The organism is Rhizobium sp. P1_B8 (assembly GCF_056406515.1).
In genome coordinates this window covers 71,797-89,050 of record NZ_JBFTZZ010000007.1, presented here as the reverse complement: position 1 = coordinate 89,050, position 17,254 = coordinate 71,797, and the positions used below count along the sequence as shown (strand labels likewise).

At 62.0% G+C, this 17,254-nt stretch carries 18 protein-coding genes; 8 read left to right on the top strand and 10 right to left on the bottom strand.

Annotated features, from left to right (window positions below):
- Positions 1 to 96: 96 nt before the first annotated feature.
- Together AC1D2N_RS11855 and AC1D2N_RS11850 are read left to right on the top strand one after the other, a co-directional pair.
- The gene (locus AC1D2N_RS11855) at positions 97 to 999 is read left to right on the top strand and encodes a hypothetical protein (protein ID WP_130653236.1); all 903 of its coding nucleotides are present in this window, start codon (positions 97 to 99) and stop codon (positions 997 to 999) included.
- 58 nt (positions 1,000 to 1,057) lie between these two features.
- Complete coding sequence (locus AC1D2N_RS11850; RefSeq protein WP_047620298.1) at positions 1,058 to 2,269, top strand: adenylosuccinate synthetase; 1,212 nt, start codon at positions 1,058 to 1,060, stop codon at positions 2,267 to 2,269.
- A 71-nt stretch (positions 2,270 to 2,340) separates the two neighbouring features.
- Here AC1D2N_RS11850 and AC1D2N_RS11845 read toward each other — a convergent pair whose 3' ends face one another.
- Entirely contained in the window at positions 2,341 to 3,564 is a 1,224-nt protein-coding gene (locus AC1D2N_RS11845) for an argininosuccinate synthase (protein WP_028733549.1), read from the bottom strand.
- Between the two features lie 177 nt (positions 3,565 to 3,741).
- On the opposite strand from AC1D2N_RS11845, the gene AC1D2N_RS11840 reads away from it, so the two are divergent.
- Entirely contained in the window at positions 3,742 to 4,593 is an 852-nt protein-coding gene (locus AC1D2N_RS11840; RefSeq protein ID WP_112905472.1) for an SDR family NAD(P)-dependent oxidoreductase, read from the top strand.
- Positions 4,594 to 4,679: 86 nt separating this feature from the next.
- The gene (locus AC1D2N_RS11835) at positions 4,680 to 5,321 is read left to right on the top strand and encodes a LysE family translocator (protein ID WP_017995428.1); all 642 of its coding nucleotides are present in this window, start codon (positions 4,680 to 4,682) and stop codon (positions 5,319 to 5,321) included.
- Between the two features lie 84 nt (positions 5,322 to 5,405).
- Here AC1D2N_RS11835 and AC1D2N_RS11830 read toward each other — a convergent pair whose 3' ends face one another.
- The 5 genes from AC1D2N_RS11830 to AC1D2N_RS11810 all read right to left on the bottom strand — a co-directional run bounded on the left by AC1D2N_RS11830 (position 5,406) and on the right by AC1D2N_RS11810 (position 10,334).
- Complete coding sequence (locus AC1D2N_RS11830) at positions 5,406 to 6,200, bottom strand: ABC transporter ATP-binding protein (protein ID WP_130653237.1); 795 nt, start codon at positions 6,198 to 6,200, stop codon at positions 5,406 to 5,408.
- Positions 6,197 to 7,075 (bottom strand): ABC transporter permease, encoded by an 879-nt coding sequence (locus AC1D2N_RS11825; protein ID WP_018243953.1) that lies wholly within the window; start codon positions 7,073 to 7,075, stop codon positions 6,197 to 6,199. The genes AC1D2N_RS11830 and AC1D2N_RS11825 overlap by 4 nt, the downstream gene beginning before the upstream one ends.
- A 123-nt stretch (positions 7,076 to 7,198) precedes the next feature.
- Complete coding sequence (locus AC1D2N_RS11820; protein WP_130653238.1) at positions 7,199 to 8,152, bottom strand: ABC transporter substrate-binding protein; 954 nt, start codon at positions 8,150 to 8,152, stop codon at positions 7,199 to 7,201.
- A 93-nt stretch (positions 8,153 to 8,245) separates the two neighbouring features.
- On the bottom strand, positions 8,246 to 9,472 hold the full coding sequence (gene rlmN, locus AC1D2N_RS11815) for a dual-specificity RNA methyltransferase RlmN (protein WP_018243955.1): 1,227 nt from the start codon (positions 9,470 to 9,472) through the stop codon (positions 8,246 to 8,248).
- Positions 9,473 to 9,824: 352 nt separating this feature from the next.
- Positions 9,825 to 10,334: an invasion associated locus B family protein gene (locus tag AC1D2N_RS11810; protein ID WP_018243956.1), complete on the bottom strand. Its 510-nt coding sequence runs from the start codon at positions 10,332 to 10,334 to the stop codon at positions 9,825 to 9,827.
- A gap of 336 nt (positions 10,335 to 10,670) precedes the next feature.
- Here AC1D2N_RS11810 and AC1D2N_RS11805 point away from each other — a divergent pair, with 336 nt between their 5' ends.
- On the top strand, positions 10,671 to 11,231 hold the full coding sequence (locus AC1D2N_RS11805) for a sigma-70 family RNA polymerase sigma factor (protein ID WP_028733550.1): 561 nt from the start codon (positions 10,671 to 10,673) through the stop codon (positions 11,229 to 11,231).
- A gap of 88 nt (positions 11,232 to 11,319) precedes the next feature.
- Here the strand turns inward: AC1D2N_RS11805 and AC1D2N_RS11800 are convergent, their stop codons facing one another.
- Positions 11,320 to 11,712 (bottom strand): YkvA family protein, encoded by a 393-nt coding sequence (locus AC1D2N_RS11800; protein WP_130653239.1) that lies wholly within the window; start codon positions 11,710 to 11,712, stop codon positions 11,320 to 11,322.
- Positions 11,713 to 11,792: 80 nt separating this feature from the next.
- Complete coding sequence (locus tag AC1D2N_RS11795; RefSeq protein WP_130653240.1) at positions 11,793 to 12,098, bottom strand: 4a-hydroxytetrahydrobiopterin dehydratase; 306 nt, start codon at positions 12,096 to 12,098, stop codon at positions 11,793 to 11,795.
- Between the two features lie 34 nt (positions 12,099 to 12,132).
- Here AC1D2N_RS11795 and AC1D2N_RS11790 point away from each other — a divergent pair, with 34 nt between their 5' ends.
- Complete coding sequence (locus tag AC1D2N_RS11790; RefSeq protein WP_130653241.1) at positions 12,133 to 12,633, top strand: low molecular weight protein-tyrosine-phosphatase; 501 nt, start codon at positions 12,133 to 12,135, stop codon at positions 12,631 to 12,633.
- On the opposite strand, the gene thpR is transcribed toward AC1D2N_RS11790, so the two are convergent.
- Together thpR and AC1D2N_RS11780 are read right to left on the bottom strand one after the other, a co-directional pair.
- Positions 12,540 to 13,133: an RNA 2',3'-cyclic phosphodiesterase gene (thpR, locus tag AC1D2N_RS11785; RefSeq protein ID WP_018448244.1), complete on the bottom strand. Its 594-nt coding sequence runs from the start codon at positions 13,131 to 13,133 to the stop codon at positions 12,540 to 12,542. The genes AC1D2N_RS11790 and thpR overlap by 94 nt on opposite strands.
- 68 nt (positions 13,134 to 13,201) lie before the next feature.
- Positions 13,202 to 13,846: an arylesterase gene (locus AC1D2N_RS11780; protein WP_018243961.1), complete on the bottom strand. Its 645-nt coding sequence runs from the start codon at positions 13,844 to 13,846 to the stop codon at positions 13,202 to 13,204.
- A 72-nt stretch (positions 13,847 to 13,918) separates the two neighbouring features.
- On the opposite strand from AC1D2N_RS11780, the gene AC1D2N_RS11775 reads away from it, so the two are divergent.
- Complete coding sequence (locus tag AC1D2N_RS11775) at positions 13,919 to 14,626, top strand: ABC transporter ATP-binding protein (RefSeq protein WP_018448245.1); 708 nt, start codon at positions 13,919 to 13,921, stop codon at positions 14,624 to 14,626.
- On the top strand, positions 14,623 to 17,166 hold the full coding sequence (locus tag AC1D2N_RS11770) for an ABC transporter permease (RefSeq protein ID WP_130653242.1): 2,544 nt from the start codon (positions 14,623 to 14,625) through the stop codon (positions 17,164 to 17,166). The genes AC1D2N_RS11775 and AC1D2N_RS11770 overlap by 4 nt, the downstream gene beginning before the upstream one ends.
- Positions 17,167 to 17,254: the final 88 nt, after the last annotated feature.

The following is a 17,254-nucleotide window of genomic DNA, read 5'->3' as shown; positions in this document are numbered from 1 at the left end:
ACTTGCAAAATGCACTTTGCAAGTTTATATCATGATCAACGAGGCGGCGGGTGACACCGGAGCCGATCGCCAGGCAATAAGCAAAGGAGTGATGCCATGGGTATGGGACGTTTCAGCACGGGCGACTGGGCCGCCTACAATGCGCGCCATGTGGATGGCCGCAGCCGGTCCGAGGTATTCGGTGCCACCGGCATCGATCCGCAGTTCGATCCGGCGCGTTTTTCCACCCGCGAGAGCCGCGACAGCGCCTACAATCCGCAATCGACCCCGATTATTCTAGCCTCGGATGTAACTGGCTCGATGGGCATGATCGCTCATGAGCTCATGCGCGGCGGGCTCATCACCCTGACATCGGAGATCTACGACCGCCGCCCGGTGTCCGATCCACATATCATGGTGGCAGCGGTCGGAGATGCGTTTACCGATGCGGCCCCTCTGCAGGCCACCCAGTTCGAGGCCGATATCTCGCTTGCCAGCCAGATCCGCGCCTTGTGGCTGGAAGGCAACGGCGGTGGCAATGATGGCGAGAGCTACAGCGCCGCCCACCTTCTGGCGGCCCTCAAGACCTCGACCGATGCCTTCGAAAAGCGCGGCCGCAAGGGCTATCTCTTCACCATTGGCGACGAACCGGTTCACAACGGCCTGGCCGCCCACCAGATCGCGCGCATCTTTGGCATCGAACCGCCGCGCGGTCTAAGCGCCCGGGAATGCCTTGCGATGGCGCAGAGGTCCTACGAGGTCTTCCACATCGTCATCCGCGAGGGCTATGCGGCCACGAGGCTCGACCGGGTGCTCGAGAGCTGGCAGCCATTGCTACCTGGCCGCACTTTCGTGCTCGATGATCACAGACGCATTGCTGAACTGGTGGTTTCGATCATCGAGATCACCGAGGGTCGGGATCCGGGCGACGTGGCCGCAAGCTGGCCCGGTGCGGCAGCGGCAGCCGTCGCCAAGGCCATCGGCATTCGTCCGAAGCGGCGCCTGCTGCCCTTCTTCTAAGCCAGACCTTCCAAAGCCCGGGGCGATGGCTCTGGGCGCCATCTTGAGGAGCAGCATGATGAGTACCCAAGCACAGGCCGTGATCGGCGCGCTTTATGGCGATGAAGGCAAAGGACTGATGGTCGATTGCCTTGCCGCGGCCACGCCGGGGGCCGTGGTGGTTCGCAGCAATGGCGGCGCCCAAGCCGGCCACACCGTGGTTGGTGCCGCGGGCGCCCGCCATGTCTTTCATCATGTCGGCTCCGGCAGCTTTGCCGGGGCGGCCACACATTTCAGCCGTTTCTTCGTCGCCCATCCGATGCTGCTGCTCGACGAGCTGGCGGCCCTCGGCCAGCTTGGTGTGACGCCGAAGATCAGCAGCGATCCACGTGCCTTGGTAACGACGCCGTTCGACGTCATCATCAACCAGGCCTTGGAGCTGGCACGCGGCACCGCCCGCCACGGCAGTTGCGGCCTCGGCTTCGGCGAGACCATCGAGCGCAATCTGCGCCCGGAATTCGCCCTCTCGACGAAGGATCTGTTCAGTCCCGATCTGCGCGCCCGCCTTGTCTCCATCCGCGACGCCTGGGTACCAGTCCGGCTTGCCGCGCTGGGCATCACCGCCTTGCCCGCAGAACTCGCCACCGCGCTGGCCGACGACATCACCATCGGCCACTTCGAGGCCGATTGCGCCGCCTATCTCGACCGCGTCACGCTCTGGCCCGACCGACGGCTGTGCGAACGCGGCACCATCATCTTCGAGGCCGCCCAAGGTTTGCTGCTCGATCAGGATAGTGGCGCCTTTCCACACGTCACCCGTTCGAATACCGGGCTCGCGAACATGCTCGCTATCGCCGTCGAGGCCGGTATCACAGAGCTGGACGCAACATATGCGACGCGCTGCTACACCACCCGGCATGGTGCAGGGCCCCTCAAGGGCGAAGTTTCCGCGCTCCCCGGCATCAATGTCGCAGATCCCACCAATGCGCCAAACGAGTGGCAGGGTACCTTAAGGCTCGCCCCGCTCGATCTCGGCGTGTTGCGCGAGGCCATTGCACACGATCTGGCATTGGACCGCGGCGGTATCGCCGTCAAAGCCGGGCTGGCAGTGACTTGTCTCGATCAGGCGGACGATGGCTTTGCCGTGACGGATAACGGAGAGGGAATGCGGCTAGACCCTGCCAAAGCGGCATCGCGCATAGCCAATCTTGTCGGCTTGCCGCTCTGGGCCGAAAGCTGGGGACCGCGTCGCGGTGATGTCAGGCTGCATGTGGATGCAGTCGCCGCGTGAATCGCGGAGCAATAAAAGAGCCCGCGCGGCAATGCCGGCGGGCTGATATCCGGTTCGAAGGTGAACCGTGATTATTTCACGAGGTTGCGCTTGGCGAGCGTGCGCAGGCGCAGCGCATTGAGCTTGATGAAGCCGGCCGCATCCTTCTGGTCGTAGGCGCCCTGATCGTCCTCGAAGGTGACGAGCTTGTCGGAATAGAGCGACTTTTCGCTTTCGCGGCCGATGACCATGACATTGCCCTTGTAGAGCTTCAGGGTCACTTCGCCTTCGACATGCTCCTGGCTCTTGTCGATCAGCGCCTGCAGCATCTCGCGCTCCGGCGAGAACCAGAAGCCGTAATAGATCAGCTCGGCGTAGCGCGGCATGATCTCGTCCTTGAGATGGGCGGCACCGCGATCGAGGGTGATCGATTCGATGGCGCGATGCGCCGAGAGCAGGATGGTGCCGCCTGGAGTTTCGTAGACGCCGCGCGACTTCATGCCGACAAAGCGGTTCTCGACGAGGTCGAGACGGCCGATGCCGTTGTCGCGGCCGTAATTGTTGAGTGTCGCGAGCAGCGTCGCCGGGCTCATGCGCACGCCGTTGATCGAAACCGCGTCACCTCTCTCGAAGCCGACCTTGATGGTCGTTGCCTTGTCGGGTGCGGCCTCAGGCGAAATGGTGCGCATATGCACATATTCAGGCGCTTCCTGCGAAGGGTCCTCAAGAACCTTGCCCTCGGAAGAGGAATGCAGAAGGTTGGCGTCGACGGAGAACGGCGCCTCGCCCTTTTTGTCCTTGGCAACCGGGATCTGATGCTGCTCGGCAAAGGCCAGCAGATCGGTGCGGCTCTTGAACGCCCAATCGCGCCACGGCGCGATGATCTTGATGTCGGGGTTCAGGGCATAGGCCGACAGTTCGAAACGGACCTGGTCGTTGCCCTTGCCGGTCGCGCCATGGGCGATCGCATCCGCACCCGTCTTGCGGGCGATATCGATCAGATGCTTGGAAATCAGGGGCCGGGCGATCGAGGTGCCGAGCAGGTAGACGCCTTCGTAGACGGCATTGGCACGGAACATCGGGAAGACGAAATCGCGCACGAATTCTTCGCGCACATCCTCGATGTAGATCTCCTTGATGCCGAGCATCTCGGCCTTCTTGCGCGCCGGTTCCAGCTCTTCGCCCTGGCCGAGATCGGCGGTGAAGGTGACGACTTCGGCGCCGAGCTCCGTCTGCAGCCACTTCAGGATGATCGAGGTGTCGAGGCCGCCGGAATAGGCGAGAACGACTTTCTTCACGTCTTTGTATGATGCCATGATGATGAGGTCCGTTGCATAAAAGGCCGGCGAAAACCCGGTGTCGCGGCACTTTTAGCGAGATTGGCGCGTGACGCAAGACCAAGTGCGACGCTGATAGTGCCGATACCGTTTGACAGCGCGAAAGCGGAGCCCATATTCGCCAGCGTCCGCAAATGCTCGAGGAGAGGCTGCCCCGTGACGAATATTCAAGACATTTTCAAGAAGTCCAATGTTGCCGTCATCACCGGCGGCGCCTCCGGCATCGGTCTTGCCGCGGCGAAATATTTCGCCGGACGCGGCATGAGCGTCGCCATCGCCGATCTCGGCGGCGATCGGCTGGCCGACGCCGCCAATGAACTCAAGGCCATTGCCGGCGAGGAAAATGTGATGGCGGTCGAGACCGACGTCGCAGTCAAGGAATCCCTGGAGGCGCTCGAGCGCGCCGTACTCCAGCGTTTCGGCCGTGTGCACGTGCTGATGAACAATGCCGGCATCGGCCCGGAAACCTCGATCTTCAGCCCGCAGGCGAACTGGGACCATATCTTCGCCGTCAACCTGATGGGCGTGATCAACGGCACGCGCACCTTCGGCCCGAAGATGCTGTCGCACGGCGAGCCCGGCCTGATCATCAACACCGGCTCCAAGCAGGGCATCACCACACCGCCCGGCAATCCCGCCTACAACATCTCCAAGGCTGGTGTGAAAGTCTTCACCGAAGCGTTGCAGCATGAGCTTCGCAACACCGAAGGCGGAAAGATCTCCGCCCATCTTCTGATCCCCGGCTTCGTCTTCACCGGCCTCACCAAGGGCGACCGCGCGGAAAAACCGGCTGCCGCCTGGACGCCGGAACAGACCGTCGATTTCATGGTCGAAAGCCTCGAACGCGGCGATTTCTATATTCTCTGCCCCGACAATGATGTGGCGCGTCCGGTCGACGAACGCCGGATGGCCTGGGCGGCCGGCGATATCATCGAGAACCGCCCGCCGCTGTCACGCTGGCACAAGGACTTCGCCGACAAGTTCAAGGCCTTCCTCGACCAGAAGTAATCGGCACCATCAGAAGGTTTGATTGGTAATTTTCTGAAAGCTGGGTAAGAGATCCCCAGATCCTTTTCCGGCTTTCAGAGTGTGTCATGGATTTCCTGCCGAGCCTGCCGACCCTTCTCGCCTTTGCCGCCGCGACGCTGCTGCTCGCGGCGACCCCAGGCCCCGACATGACGCTGTCGATCAGCCGCGCGCTGGCCCAGGGCAAAAAGGCGGCTCTCTTCGTTGTCGTCGGCACCAGCCTCGGCATCGTCGTCCACACCATGCTGGTCGCTTTCGGCATTTCGGCGCTGATCACCGCCTCGCCGACCGCCTTCCTGATCCTGAAGACCGGGGGTGCTGCCTATCTGCTCTGGCTGGCGGTGCAGGCGATCCGCTTCGGTTCGAAGCTCACCGTCGCCAAGGTCGAGGAGCAGAAGGGCACGCCACTTTCGAACATCTCGTCGGGCTTCTGGGTCAATCTTCTGAACCCCAAGGTCATCATCTTCTTCATGACCTTCCTGCCGCAATTCGTCAGCGCCGGCGATCCAGCCGTCACCCAAAAGCTGCTCTTTCTCGGCTTCTGCTTCATCCTGATCGGCATGCCGGTCAATGCCAGCGTCGTCTTTGCCGCCGACTGGCTGGCCTCCTGGCTGCAGAACAACAAGAAAGTGCTGCGCGGCATGGACTACACCTTCGCCGGCGTCTTCTCGGTCTTCGCCGCGAAGATCCTGCTCACCCAGGCGAAATAGCCCGCAGCCATTTAATCGGTCCGCCCGCTGTCGGTTTACCCGATCAGCCCGCTGTCGGCCTAGCCGATCAGCACGCTGTCGGCGTCAACCTATCAGCAGGGCGTCATCATCCAGCGTTTGCCCGCGCATCTTGCGGAACATCGCGATCAGATCCTCGACCTGCAATGTCTTGCGGCTGTCGCCGGCGACATCGAGCACGATCTCGCCGCCATGCAGCATCACCGTCCGGTGGCCATAATCGAGCGCCTGGCGCATCGAATGCGTCACCATCAGCGTCGTCAGCTTGCGCTCGGAAACGATTTTCTGGGTCAGGCCCATGATAAATTCTGCCATGCCGGGGTCGAGAGCGGCCGTATGTTCGTCGAGCAGCAGCACTTCCGAGCCCGCCAGCGTCGCCATGACAAGCGAGACCGCCTGCCGCTGGCCGCCGGACAGCAGGTCCATGCGGTCCTTCATGCGGTTCTCGAGCCCGAGATTGAGCTCGGCGATCCTCTCGCGAAAATGCTCGCGCCGTTTTGCGCCAAGCGCCGAAACAAGCCTGCGCCGCTCGCCGCGCCGCGCCGCAAGCGCCAGGTTCTCCTCGATCGACAAGGCACCGCAGCTTCCGGTCAGCGGATCCTGAAAGATCCGGGCGACAAGTCCGGCGCGCGCCGCCGTCGTCTTGCGGGTCACGTCGGCATTGCCGATCAGCACCTGCCCCTCGCTTGCCAGCACATCGCCGGCGAGCACGCCGAGCAGCGTCGATTTGCCGGCGCCGTTCGAGCCGATGACGGTAACGAAGGAGCCTTCCTCGATCGTCAGGCTGACACCCGAGAGCGCCTGCTTCTGCAGCGGCGTGCCGCGCCCGAAGACGACCTTGATGTTCTTGAGGTTGATCACGACGCGGCACCTCCACGCAAACGGGGAAGGATGAGCGCCACGGTCACCAGCACGGCGGTGACGAAATTGAGATCGGACGCCTGCAGACCGATGACGTCGCTCGAAAGCGCCAGCTGGATCGCGATGCGATAGAGGATCGAGCCGAGCACACAGCCGATCAACGCGATCAGCAGACCGCGCCGCCCGAGCAACGTCTCGCCGATGATAACGGCAGCGAGGCCGACGACGATCGTGCCGACGCCTGAGGTGACGTCGGCAAAGCCGTTCGTCTGGGCAAACAGGGCGCCGCCGAGCGCCACCAGCGCATTCGAGATCGCCATGCCGAGATAAATCTGCCGGCTGGTATCGACGCCCTGGGCCCGCGCCATCCTTGCATTGGCGCCGGTCGCCCGCATTGCCAGTCCCGCATCACTTTCCAGGAAACGCCAGACCAGGATGAGCGCAATGACGACCAGAATACCGACGAAGAGCGGCCGCACGTAGAAATCGCGAAGGCCATGGCCGAAGAACGGGCTGATCATCGTGTCGGCATTGATGAGGGCGACATTGGGTTTGCCCATCACTCTCAGATTGACGGAAAACAGCGCGATCATCGTCAGGATCGAGGCGAGCAAATTGAGGATCTTGAAGCGCACGTTGAGCAGCGCCGTCACCATGCCCGCAGCCGCACCGGCTGCCATGGCGATCAGAGCCGCAAGCCAGGCGTTGACGCCGGCAATGATCAGCACGGCTGTCACCGCCGCGCCAAGCGGAAAGGAGCCGTCGACGGTCAGGTCGGGAAAATCGAGAACTCGAAAGGCGAGATAGACCCCAAGGGCGACGAAAGAATAGACTAGGCCGAGCTCGACGGCCCCCCAGAATGCGATTTGGCTCAAGGCTTTCAGCCCCTTTTTGTGTCCGTTCCGCCCGTCGCGAAACGGAGCCTTTTAATACAAACAACCGCTCCCGTGCAAACGAGAGCGGCTGAATACGGCGAAGGCGCTAGACGTACCGGCCGACTATTCGATGACTTTGGTAGCGCGGGAAAGCACGCTTTGCGGCAGGGTGACGCCCATCTTCTCGGCCGCAGCCTTGTTGACGACGAGGTCGCTGCCGGCGGCAGTCTTGACAGCGATGTCGCCCGGGTTCTCGCCCTTCAGTACGCGCACGACGATGTCGCCGGTCTGCTTGCCGACATCATAATAGTTGAAGCCGAGGGCGGCGATCGAACCGCGCGAAACCGAATCCGTGTCAGCGGTAAAGAGTGGCAGCTTGCTCTCCTCGGCAACCGCGACGGCGCCTTCGAGCGCGGAGATGATCGTGTTGTCGGTCGGAATGTAGATCGCATCGGCGCGGCCGACGAGCGCGCGTGCCGCACCCTGGACCTCGGCCGACTTGGTGGCAGCCGATTCGACCACCTTCAGGCCAGCCTTTTCGGCTTCAGCCTTCAGCACGGCGAGCAGCGAAACGGAATTCGCCTCGCCGGAATTGTAGAGATAGCCGATGGTTTTCACATCAGGCAGGATTTCCTTGATCAGCGCTATGTGCTCGGCGACCGGCGACATGTCGGAAAGGCCGGTGACATTGCCGCCGGGCTTGTCCATGTTCTTGACCAGTTGGGCGCCAAGCGGATCGGAGACGGCCGTGAAGACGACGGGAATGTCACGCGTCGAGGAGACGACGGCCTGGGCCGAGGGCGTCGAGATCGGCACGATGACATTGGGCTCGTCGCCGGCGAACTGGCGGGCGATCTGGGCTGCCGTCGCCGGATTGCCCTGCGCCGACTCGAAGACGAATTTCAGGTTCTCGCCCTCTTTATAGCCGGCGGCCGTCAGCGCATCGAGAACGCCCTTGCGCGCCGCATCGAGCGCCGGATGTTCGACGATCGCCGTCACGGCGACGGTGACGTCATCGGCCTTTGCGGGCAGGGAAAGGGCCAAACTGGCGGCAAGAGCGAGCAAAATCGGGCGCATGGGGATCCTCCTGAATGATTTTGGCGCCACTTTTAGGAAAAGCACCCCCTGAAATCAATCGCGGAGAATTGTAGCGAGGATCAAACTTGCTGATCAGTCGTCGGCGCCGTGATTGGCGATCATCATCGCCTCGAAGGCCAGACGTTCGGTCTTGCGCATGCGTTCGGATTCCGATTTCAGCTGGCCGCAGGCGGCAAGAATGTCGCGGCCGCGCGGCGTGCGGATCGGCGAAGCATACCCCGCCGAATTGATGAAATCGGCGAACTTCTCGATCTGCTCCCAGTCGGAACACTGGTAATTGGTGCCGGGCCAGGGATTGAACGGAATGAGGTTGATCTTCGCCGGCACGCCCTTCAGGAGCTTGATCAGCCCCTTGGCGTCTTCCAGGCTGTCATTGACATCCTTCAGCATCACATATTCGAAGGTGATGCGCCGCGCGTTCGAAAGGCCCGGATAGGTCCGGCAGGCCTCGATCAGTTCCTTCAGCGGGTACTTCTTGTTGATCGGCACGAGAATGTCGCGCAGATCGTCGCGCACCGCATGCAGCGAAATCGCCAGCATGACGCCGATTTCCTCGCCAGTGCGGAAGATCTCCGGCACGACACCGGAGGTGGAAAGCGTCACGCGGCGCCTGGACAGCGACAGGCCGTCACCATCCGTGGCGATCAGCAATGCCTGCTTGACGGCATCGAAGTTATAAAGCGGCTCACCCATGCCCATCATGACGATGTTGCTGACCTTGCGGCCCTCGGCAGGCATGATCGTACCCTGCGGCGCTTCGCGGTCCGGGAAATCGCCAAGTCGGTCGCGGGCAAGCAGCAGCTGCGAAAGAATTTCCTCCGCCGTCAGGTTGCGCACCAGACGCTGCGTCCCGGTATGACAGAAGGAACAGGTGAGCGTGCAGCCGACCTGGCTTGAGATACAGAGCGTGCCGCGGCCCTCTTCCGGAATGTAGACGGCCTCGATCTCGACGGGACGCCCGGCGCCCCGCGGCGGGAAGCGCAGCAGCCATTTGCGCGTGCCGTCGTTGGAGACCTGCTCCTCGACGATCTCGGGACGTGCGATGGTGAAATGCTGCTTCAGCATCTCCCGCATGTCCTTGGCGACATTCGTCATATGGTCGAAGTCGGAGACGCCGCGCACATAGATCCAGTTCCAGAGCTGCGAGACGCGCATCTTGATCTGCTTCTCGGCCACACCCTTTTCCCGGAGTGCCGCCCCCATCTCCTCACGCGACAGGCCGATCAATGAGGGTTTCTCGATGTTGGCGGACGTGCGCGCCTGCGGCTTGGTGACAACGATCGCATCCATGACGGACATAGGCATTTATCCCGAATTCGAACATGTGCCGGCTCTGCGAGCCCGCGCGCTTCAGGGGGTAAGCCGGAAGACTTGCGGGCGCATGACGGCACATCGGCAGAAATTGAATGGCGGAACGGCGACTGTTATCGCGATCTGTCCGCTGTTGGCGCCGGCTTTACCATCATTTTGCCCGCGCGTCACTATCAAGCATGTCGCGCAAAAACACGCGGCGGTTTTGCGATTACGGCACGCTCAAACCAAACTCCTAAAGCGCGGCAGGCGGATCTGAAAGACCGCGTCGCGCTTTAGATGGAAACGAGAAGAGCCGGCGCAAGGCCGGCCCTTGAAATTCTGCGGCCGGAAGGACCGCCTACTTGCAGGTTTCGATCTGCTTCAGGGCAGCCGAGATGCCCGAGAGCGAATAGCTGTAGGAGGTGCCCGTGCCCTTGCGCGAAACGGCATTGACCGTCATCGAATGACCGGTCTTCATCGCCGCGACGAGGGCCGGCTCCTGGGCAGCATTCTCGACCCAGCCAGCCTTGTCCTTGGTGAACATCACGAAGGTCTTGTTGTCGATGACGACGTTGATCTTCGAATTTTCCTTGACCGTGTAGCCCATCATCGCCTGCGGCTCGTAGGAAATGTTCTGGCCCGGACGCTGCGAGACGATGAAGAAATTGTCGCCGTGGTCGACGCTTGCCGGCTGCTTTGCCGTCGGAACGGAAAGCACGTAGCAGACGGTGCTGCTGCCCGACTTGTAGGAGTAGGCGCCCCATGCCTGGAACTGCTGGATGCGGTTCGGCGCGGCCTGCTGCGCTTCCGCAACTCCGGCCATAACAAGGGTGAGTGCGAGAGCGGATACGATACTTTTTACAAACATGGATTCCTGCCGGTTCTTGCGATTCAAGGCCCGAAGCGATCATAGCGGGCGCCGCATAATCACGATCTGCTTTATTTTGACTTAATTCAGGTTACCAAATGGTCAACAATAGCTGCGATTTGTATCTGCCTGTGTCATTTCAGCTCGAGTGTCAATTTTCGCCCCTTTGACGGTATCGACCGCGACACCGTGCCCCAATGGCACTGATCGTCCGTTCGGCTGAATTTAAGACACAAAGATTCAGGCAAGAGTTTGACCTTTCCCAAATCCGTTGTACCTCATTAAGACTTGGAAATCCGGGACGAAATTGTTGCCGCAGGGGGCTGGTGAGGGGATATGGATGCCGAGGAAAGACAGCGTTTCGCTGCCCTCGCGAAGGCCGTCGCGAACGATCGCGACCAGCAGGCCTTTTCCATCCTGTTCGACTATTTCGCACCCCGCCTGAAGGCCTGGCTGATGCGCCAGAGGATGACATCAGGCGAGGCCGAGGAACTGGTCCAGGAGATCATGATCGTGCTCTGGCACAAGGCAGACCTCTATGATGCCACGCGATCTTCACTTTCGACCTGGCTTTTCCGCATTGCCCGCAATCGCCGCATCGACATGCAACGCCGCGCCAATACCCGCATCTTCGATGAGACTGATCCGGCCCTGCAGCCGCCGGCCGATATCGGCGCGGAAGAACTCATCGCCAATGACGATCGCGACGCCAAGATACGCGCCGCCGTCGGTCAACTGCCGGAGGAACAGCGCGACATGCTGCGCGCCGCCTTCTTCCTCGGTCAATCGCATTCGGAGATCGCCGAATCGACCGGGCTGCCGCTCGGCACGGTGAAGTCGCGCATCCGGCTTGCCTTCGGCAAGCTCCGCAAGGTGCTGGAACGCGAAATCGCCTGATGCAATGTCGCCCAGACGGGCGCAGCGGTTTTGAGATGACGACACGCATGAAACAAGCGTGTCACATCCCGGCTCGATTCGACGCGCTTTAAATCGTCTTCATCGCTTCTTCCGGCCGGTCGGCGAGAACGCGGTCGGCTGCTTCGTAGTGGCCCGGCCGGATATGGCCGCGCACCATGGCGAAGGCGGCCGAGAGCACGGCAATGTCGTCGGAAAAGCCGATGACGGCGAAAATATCCGGGATCATGTCGATCGGCATGACAAAATAGGCGAGTGCCGCGAGCAGCACGCCGCGCACCTTTGTCGGCGTCTGCGGATCGAGCGCGCAATAGAAACCGGCGACCACATCGCGCGAGAACGGGATCTGTCGCACCGCCCGTCGGAACGTCGGCCAGAATTTCTGCTTGACGGTCTTCTCGCGCCGGCTTTGGGTGTCCTCGTCGCCCGGCAAGAGGATTTCGCCGAATTTGACCTCGTCCATCCCTGCATCCCTTTTGTCCATGCGAACATATGGTGACGGCGCCCAGTCTTTCAATCGGCCCCTTTCAATCGGCCCCATATTCAAACGACACGTCGCGCCGCAGCCTTCTCCATTGCTTTGGCGAGCTTGAAATCCAGTTCCGTCAGCCCGCCGGCATCATGCGTGTTCAGCGTCACATCCACCCTGGAATAGACGTTGAACCATTCGGGATGGTGGTTGAGCTTCTCGGCCGCAAGTGCTGCCTGCGTCATGAAGCCGAAAGCCTCGACGAAATTTGCGAACTTGAACGTCTTCGATATCGAAGAAGCCGCATCATTGAGCACCCAGCCCGAAAGCTCGGTCAGCTGCGCCTCGGCCGCCGTCCGTTCCAGTTTTTCCATTTTCATGCCATGGTCCTCTTCTCTGTCCGACAGGTTACCGATGAAACGCATCAACATCCTCTTCGTTTGCATGGGCAATATATGCCGTTCTCCGCTCGCGGAGGGAATTTTTGGCCATCTCGTCGCCGAGGCGGGGTTGACCGGCGATTTTACGATCGATTCCGCCGGCACCGGTGGCTGGCATGAAGGCGAGCCGCCCGACCGGCGTTCGATCGCCATCGCGAAAGGCCATGGCATAGACATATCGAGACAGCGCGCCCGCCGCGTCCAACCGAGGGATTTCAAGGATTTCGATCTGATCCTCGCCATGGACCGCGACAACCTGGCGGCGCTCGAAAAGAGCGCGCCGCATGGGGCGAATATCCACCTTTTCGGTGACACGGCGCTGGGAACGGGAGAGGATATTCCCGATCCCTATTATGGCGGCCCGGGCGGTTTCGAGCTGGTCTACACCAGGCTCTTGACCGGCTGCTGCAGCCTGCTCGAAACGCTGGGCGTCGAGCGCGCCTCGTGCAGCGGGAACACTTCCTCGGTCAGGTAAGGCCCACCACCAACCGATTCGCGCGACGAAAGCAGCACGAAGCGCGGTGCGGTGAAGGTTGTGGTGTGGAAGTTGCCGCGCCCCGCCAGATATTGCACGACATCGTCGAGCCGCGAGGATTTGAGCCGCGCCAGCGTCACATGCGGCATGAATTTGCGGGGATCCGGCGGCAGGCCGATACGCTGGCAGATGCGCTCGATCTCGCCTTGCAGGGCATACATTTCTGGCGATTGCGAGACGCCGGCCCAGACCGAATGCGGTTTCTTCGATCCGAAGGAACCGATGCCTTCGAGCCGGAACTGGAATTCCGGCCGGTCAATCCGGTCGAGGCGTTCAACGATTTCATCGGCCGTGCGGCCGTCGACATCACCGATGAAGCGCAGGGTGATGTGGTAATTCTCCACATCGATCCATCGTGCTCCGGGGAGGCCACCGCGCAGCAATGAAAGACTCATCGCCGCATTGCGCGGAATTTCGAGGGCGGTAAACAGTCTCGGCATCACGAGCACTCCCCGAATCTTTTGCAGGTGCTCACACGGAATCACGCAATCAACAACCGCGCAAGCCCCTATTTCTTCACAGAAGAAATCGTTTCGACGAAATTTGTGACAGCAGGTTCCATCTTTTCGACCATGACGTCGACACCTCTCGCATTTGGATGCATGCCGTCTTCGAGCTTCAAGTCCGCCTCCAGCGCGACGCCGTCGAGGAAGAAGGCATAGAGTGGAAGCTTATGTTTTTCCGAGAGTTTCTGATAGATCGGGTTGAATCGTGCGGCATAATCCGCCCCCATGTTCGGCGGCGCTATAATACCGGCGAGCAGCACGCCAATCCCACGCTCCTTTAGCCGGGTAATCATTTGATCGAGATTCTTCTCGCTCTCCTCCGGCGGGATGCCGCGCAACGCATCATTGGCGCCAAGCTCGAGAATGACGCCATCGGTGCCGTCGGGCACCGACCAGTCGATGCGCGCAAGGCCTGCTGTCGTCGTGTCGCCGGAGACCCCGGCATTGGCAATGGTGACGTCGAGCCCCTTAGCCTTCAAGGCCGCCTGCAGCTTCTCGGGAAAGCCATCGCCGGGCGGCAGCTGATAGCCCGCCATCAAACTGTCCCCAAAACCGACGAGATTGATCGTCCGGGCATCGGCTGCAGTGGCAAAGATCAGCGAGACGGCAATGACGGTGAATTGAAGGGCGGCAACTTTAAATCTCATGCTGGCTTCCCTAGATTGGCGAGGTGCCGTTATGCGGCCATTCGATTACGGACTTATATAGGGCGATTTCTGTTGGCAAAAACCATTATCGAGTTGAAGGGCGCCGATCTGACCCTTGGCAGCGCAGCCGCCTCCGTCCATGTGCTGAAGGGCATCGATCTCGATATCGCTGCCGGTGAATCCGTCGGCATCGTCGGCCCTTCCGGTTCCGGCAAATCCACCCTGCTGATGGTGCTTGCCGGGCTGGAGAAACTCGACAGCGGTGAGATCAACATCAATGACACGCCGCTCCATAGCCTCAGTGAGGACCAGGTCGCCGATTTCCGCGGCCGCAACATCGGCATCGTCTTCCAGTCCTTCCACCTGATCGCCAACATGACGGCGCTGGAAAACGTCGCCGTGCCGCTCGAGCTCGCCAATGTCAGCAACGCCTTCGAGATCGCTCATCGCGAGCTGAAATCGGTCGGCCTCGGCGAACGGCTGAGCCACTATCCCGGTCAGCTTTCCGGCGGTGAACAGCAGCGCGTGGCCATCGCCAGGGCGCTCGCCCCGTCGCCGGCCCTGCTGATCGCCGATGAGCCGACCGGCAATCTCGATACCGAGACCGGCCGCCAGATCGCCGACCTTCTGTTCTCCAAGCAGGCCGAACGCGGTATGACCCTGCTTCTCGTCACCCACGACGTCTCGCTTGCAAACCGATGCTCGCGCCAAATTCGCGTCCGCTCCGGCAGGATCGAAGGCGACAGTGCCGCCCGCCGCAGCGAAGCGGCGATCGCATGAGGATCATCACGCCACGCGTCTCGCTCGCTTTTCGCCTGGCGCTGCGCGAGCTGCGCGGCGGCATCCGCGGCTTCTACATCTTTCTTGCCTGCATCGCGCTCGGCACGGGCGCCATCGCCGCCGTCAATTCCGTTTCGCAGTCGATCACCGACACGATCGCCTCGCAGGGGCAGGAACTGCTGGCCGGCGACGTCCGTTTCGAACTCAACAACCGCGAAGCCACACCTCAGGAAAAAGCTTTCCTCGAAGGCCTCGGCACCGTTTCGGTGTCAACAGGCCTGCGCTCGATGGCCCGCAAGCCCGACGGTTCCGATCAGGCGCTGGTCGAGGTCAAGGCCGTCGATGACGCCTACCCGCTCTACGGCAAGTTCGTGGCCGAACCGGACTATCCGCTTGCAGCACTGCTTTCGGGCCAAGGCGGCACCTATGGTGCGGTCGCAGCCCCGCTGCTTCTCGATCGGCTCGGGCTTGCGGTCGGCGACGAATTGCTGCTCGGCAACGTCAAGCTCAGCATCACCGGCACGGTGAAAACCGAACCGGATGCGCTGTCGGAAGGTTTTGGCTTTGCGCCGCGTCTGCTCGTCAGCCGCCAGGCGCTTCTAGCCTCCGGGCTGATCCAGACGGGAAGCCTGGTCGAACACGCCTACAAGATCCGCCTGGAAGACAAGGCCGCGATGTCGGGCATCCAGGCGCGCGCCTCCAAGGAATTCCCCTCCGCCGGCTGGGCGATCCGCACCAGCGACCGCGCCGCGCCCTCGCTCACCGAAAACATCACCCGCTTCTCGCAGTTCCTGACGCTGGTCGGCCTCACCGCGCTGATCGTCGGCGGTGTCGGTGTCGCCAATGCGGTGCGCGCCTTCCTCGATTCCAAACGCACCACCATCGCCACTTTCAAATGTCTGGGTGCGCCGGCGCAGGTCGTCGTTCTGATCTATTTCTTCCAGATCGCCATCATCGCTCTCGGCGGCATCCTGATCGGCCTCGTCATCGGCGCCCTGTCGCCGATGTTTGCCGCGCAATTCCTGGCGCAATTCCTGCCGGTCTCCACGACGCCGACCCTCTACCCCGGCGCCCTGCTGCTCGCCACGCTCTTCGGCATCCTGACGACGCTCGCCTTCGCCATCCTGCCGCTCGGCCACGCCCGCGAAGTGCCGGCGACGGCCCTTTTTCGCGAACAGGGCTTCGAGGCCCGCCGCCTGCCCTCCTGGCCCTACATCCTGCTTGCCGCCCTGTTCATGGCCGCCCTTGCCGGGCTTGCCATCCTCACCGCCTATGACCGCTTCATCGCCGTCGTCTTCGTCGGCGCGATCGTTTTTGCCTTCGTCGTCCTGCGCCTGGTCGCCGCCCTGATTGCCTGGCTCGCGCGCCGCAGCCCGCGCGTCAATTCGCCAGCGCTGCGGCTTGCGATCGGCAACATCCACCGCCCCGGCGCACTGACCCCCTCGGTCGTGCTCTCGCTCGGCCTTGGCCTGGCATTGCTGGTGACCCTCACCCTGATCGACGGGAACCTGCGCCAGCAGCTAACCGGCCGTATGAACGAGGGTGCGCCGAACTTTTTCTTCGTCGATATCCAGAGCGCCGAGGTCGATGCCTTCCGCGATCTCGTCCAGGGCCAAGCGCCGCAGGGCAAGCTCGTCGAAGTGCCGATGCTGCGCGGCCGGATCATCGCCTTCAACGGCGAGGATGTCACCAAGATGAACGTGCCGGCGGCCGGCCGCTGGGTGCTGAACGGCGATCGCGGCATCACCTATGCCGAAACCCTGCCGGAGAACGCCGCCCTCACCGAAGGCAAATGGTGGGACAAGGATTACAGCGGCGAGCCACTCGTCTCCTTCTCCTCGGAAGAGGCCCATGAGCTCGGCCTCAAGATCGGCGATAAGGTCACCGTCAACGTGCTCGGCCGCAACATTACGGCGAAGATCGCCAATCTGCGCCGCGTCGAGTGGGAATCGCTGTCGATCAATTTCGTCATGGTCTTCTCGCCGAATACCTTCCGCGGCGCCCCGCATGCGTGGCTCGCGACGCTGACCGATCCCTCTTCGACACCGGCCGAAGATGCGGCGATCCTGAAATCCGTCACCAACACCTATCCGACGATCACCAGTGTGCGCGTCAAGGACGCGATCGATATCGTCAACCAGCTGGTCGCGCAGCTTGCGACCGCGATCCGCGCTGCGGCCTCGGTCGCCCTCATCGCCTCGATCCTCGTCCTTGCCGGCGCGCTTGCCGCCGGAAACCGGGCGCGCACCCACGACGCGGTGGTGCTGAAGACGCTCGGCGCCACGCGCGCCATGCTGATCCGCGCCTTCAGCTACGAATATCTGATCCTCGGGCTTGCGACCGCAATCTTCGCGCTGATCGCCGGCGGCGTTGCCGCCTGGTTCATCGTCGCCCGCATCATGCTTCTACCCTCGACCTTTCTGCCCGACGTGGCGGGACTGACGCTTGTGACCGCGCTCGTCCTCACCGTCGGCATCGGCCTTATCGGCACCTGGCGCATCCTTGGGCAGAAGGCGGCCCCCGTTTTGCGCGAGCTCTGACCGGGCAGCGGCACTCAAACCCTTCACCTTACGGCGATTTAACCGGCCGAGGCTTTGCAAGCCTCTTGTTTGCAATGGGCGAAAGCCT

Bases quoted from the DNA above. Each gene is read 5' to 3' on its own strand.
- AC1D2N_RS11855 (WP_130653236.1), top strand. From the start codon at position 97: ATGGGTATGGGACGTTTCAGCACGGGCGACTGGGCCGCCTACAATGCG.
- AC1D2N_RS11850 (WP_047620298.1), top strand. From the start codon at position 1,058: ATGAGTACCCAAGCACAGGCCGTGATCGGCGCGCTTTATGGCGATGAA.
- AC1D2N_RS11845 (WP_028733549.1), bottom strand. From the start codon at position 3,564: ATGGCATCATACAAAGACGTGAAGAAAGTCGTTCTCGCCTATTCCGGC.
- AC1D2N_RS11835 (WP_017995428.1), top strand. From the start codon at position 4,680: ATGGATTTCCTGCCGAGCCTGCCGACCCTTCTCGCCTTTGCCGCCGCG.
- AC1D2N_RS11820 (WP_130653238.1), bottom strand. From the start codon at position 8,152: ATGCGCCCGATTTTGCTCGCTCTTGCCGCCAGTTTGGCCCTTTCCCTG.
- rlmN (WP_018243955.1), bottom strand. From the start codon at position 9,472: ATGTCCGTCATGGATGCGATCGTTGTCACCAAGCCGCAGGCGCGCACG.
- AC1D2N_RS11810 (WP_018243956.1), bottom strand. From the start codon at position 10,334: ATGTTTGTAAAAAGTATCGTATCCGCTCTCGCACTCACCCTTGTTATG.
- AC1D2N_RS11805 (WP_028733550.1), top strand. From the start codon at position 10,671: ATGGATGCCGAGGAAAGACAGCGTTTCGCTGCCCTCGCGAAGGCCGTC.
- AC1D2N_RS11800 (WP_130653239.1), bottom strand. From the start codon at position 11,712: ATGGACGAGGTCAAATTCGGCGAAATCCTCTTGCCGGGCGACGAGGAC.
- AC1D2N_RS11795 (WP_130653240.1), bottom strand. From the start codon at position 12,098: ATGAAAATGGAAAAACTGGAACGGACGGCGGCCGAGGCGCAGCTGACC.
- AC1D2N_RS11790 (WP_130653241.1), top strand. From the start codon at position 12,133: ATGAAACGCATCAACATCCTCTTCGTTTGCATGGGCAATATATGCCGT.
- thpR (WP_018448244.1), bottom strand. From the start codon at position 13,133: ATGCCGAGACTGTTTACCGCCCTCGAAATTCCGCGCAATGCGGCGATG.
- AC1D2N_RS11780 (WP_018243961.1), bottom strand. From the start codon at position 13,846: ATGAGATTTAAAGTTGCCGCCCTTCAATTCACCGTCATTGCCGTCTCG.
- AC1D2N_RS11770 (WP_130653242.1), top strand. From the start codon at position 14,623: ATGAGGATCATCACGCCACGCGTCTCGCTCGCTTTTCGCCTGGCGCTG.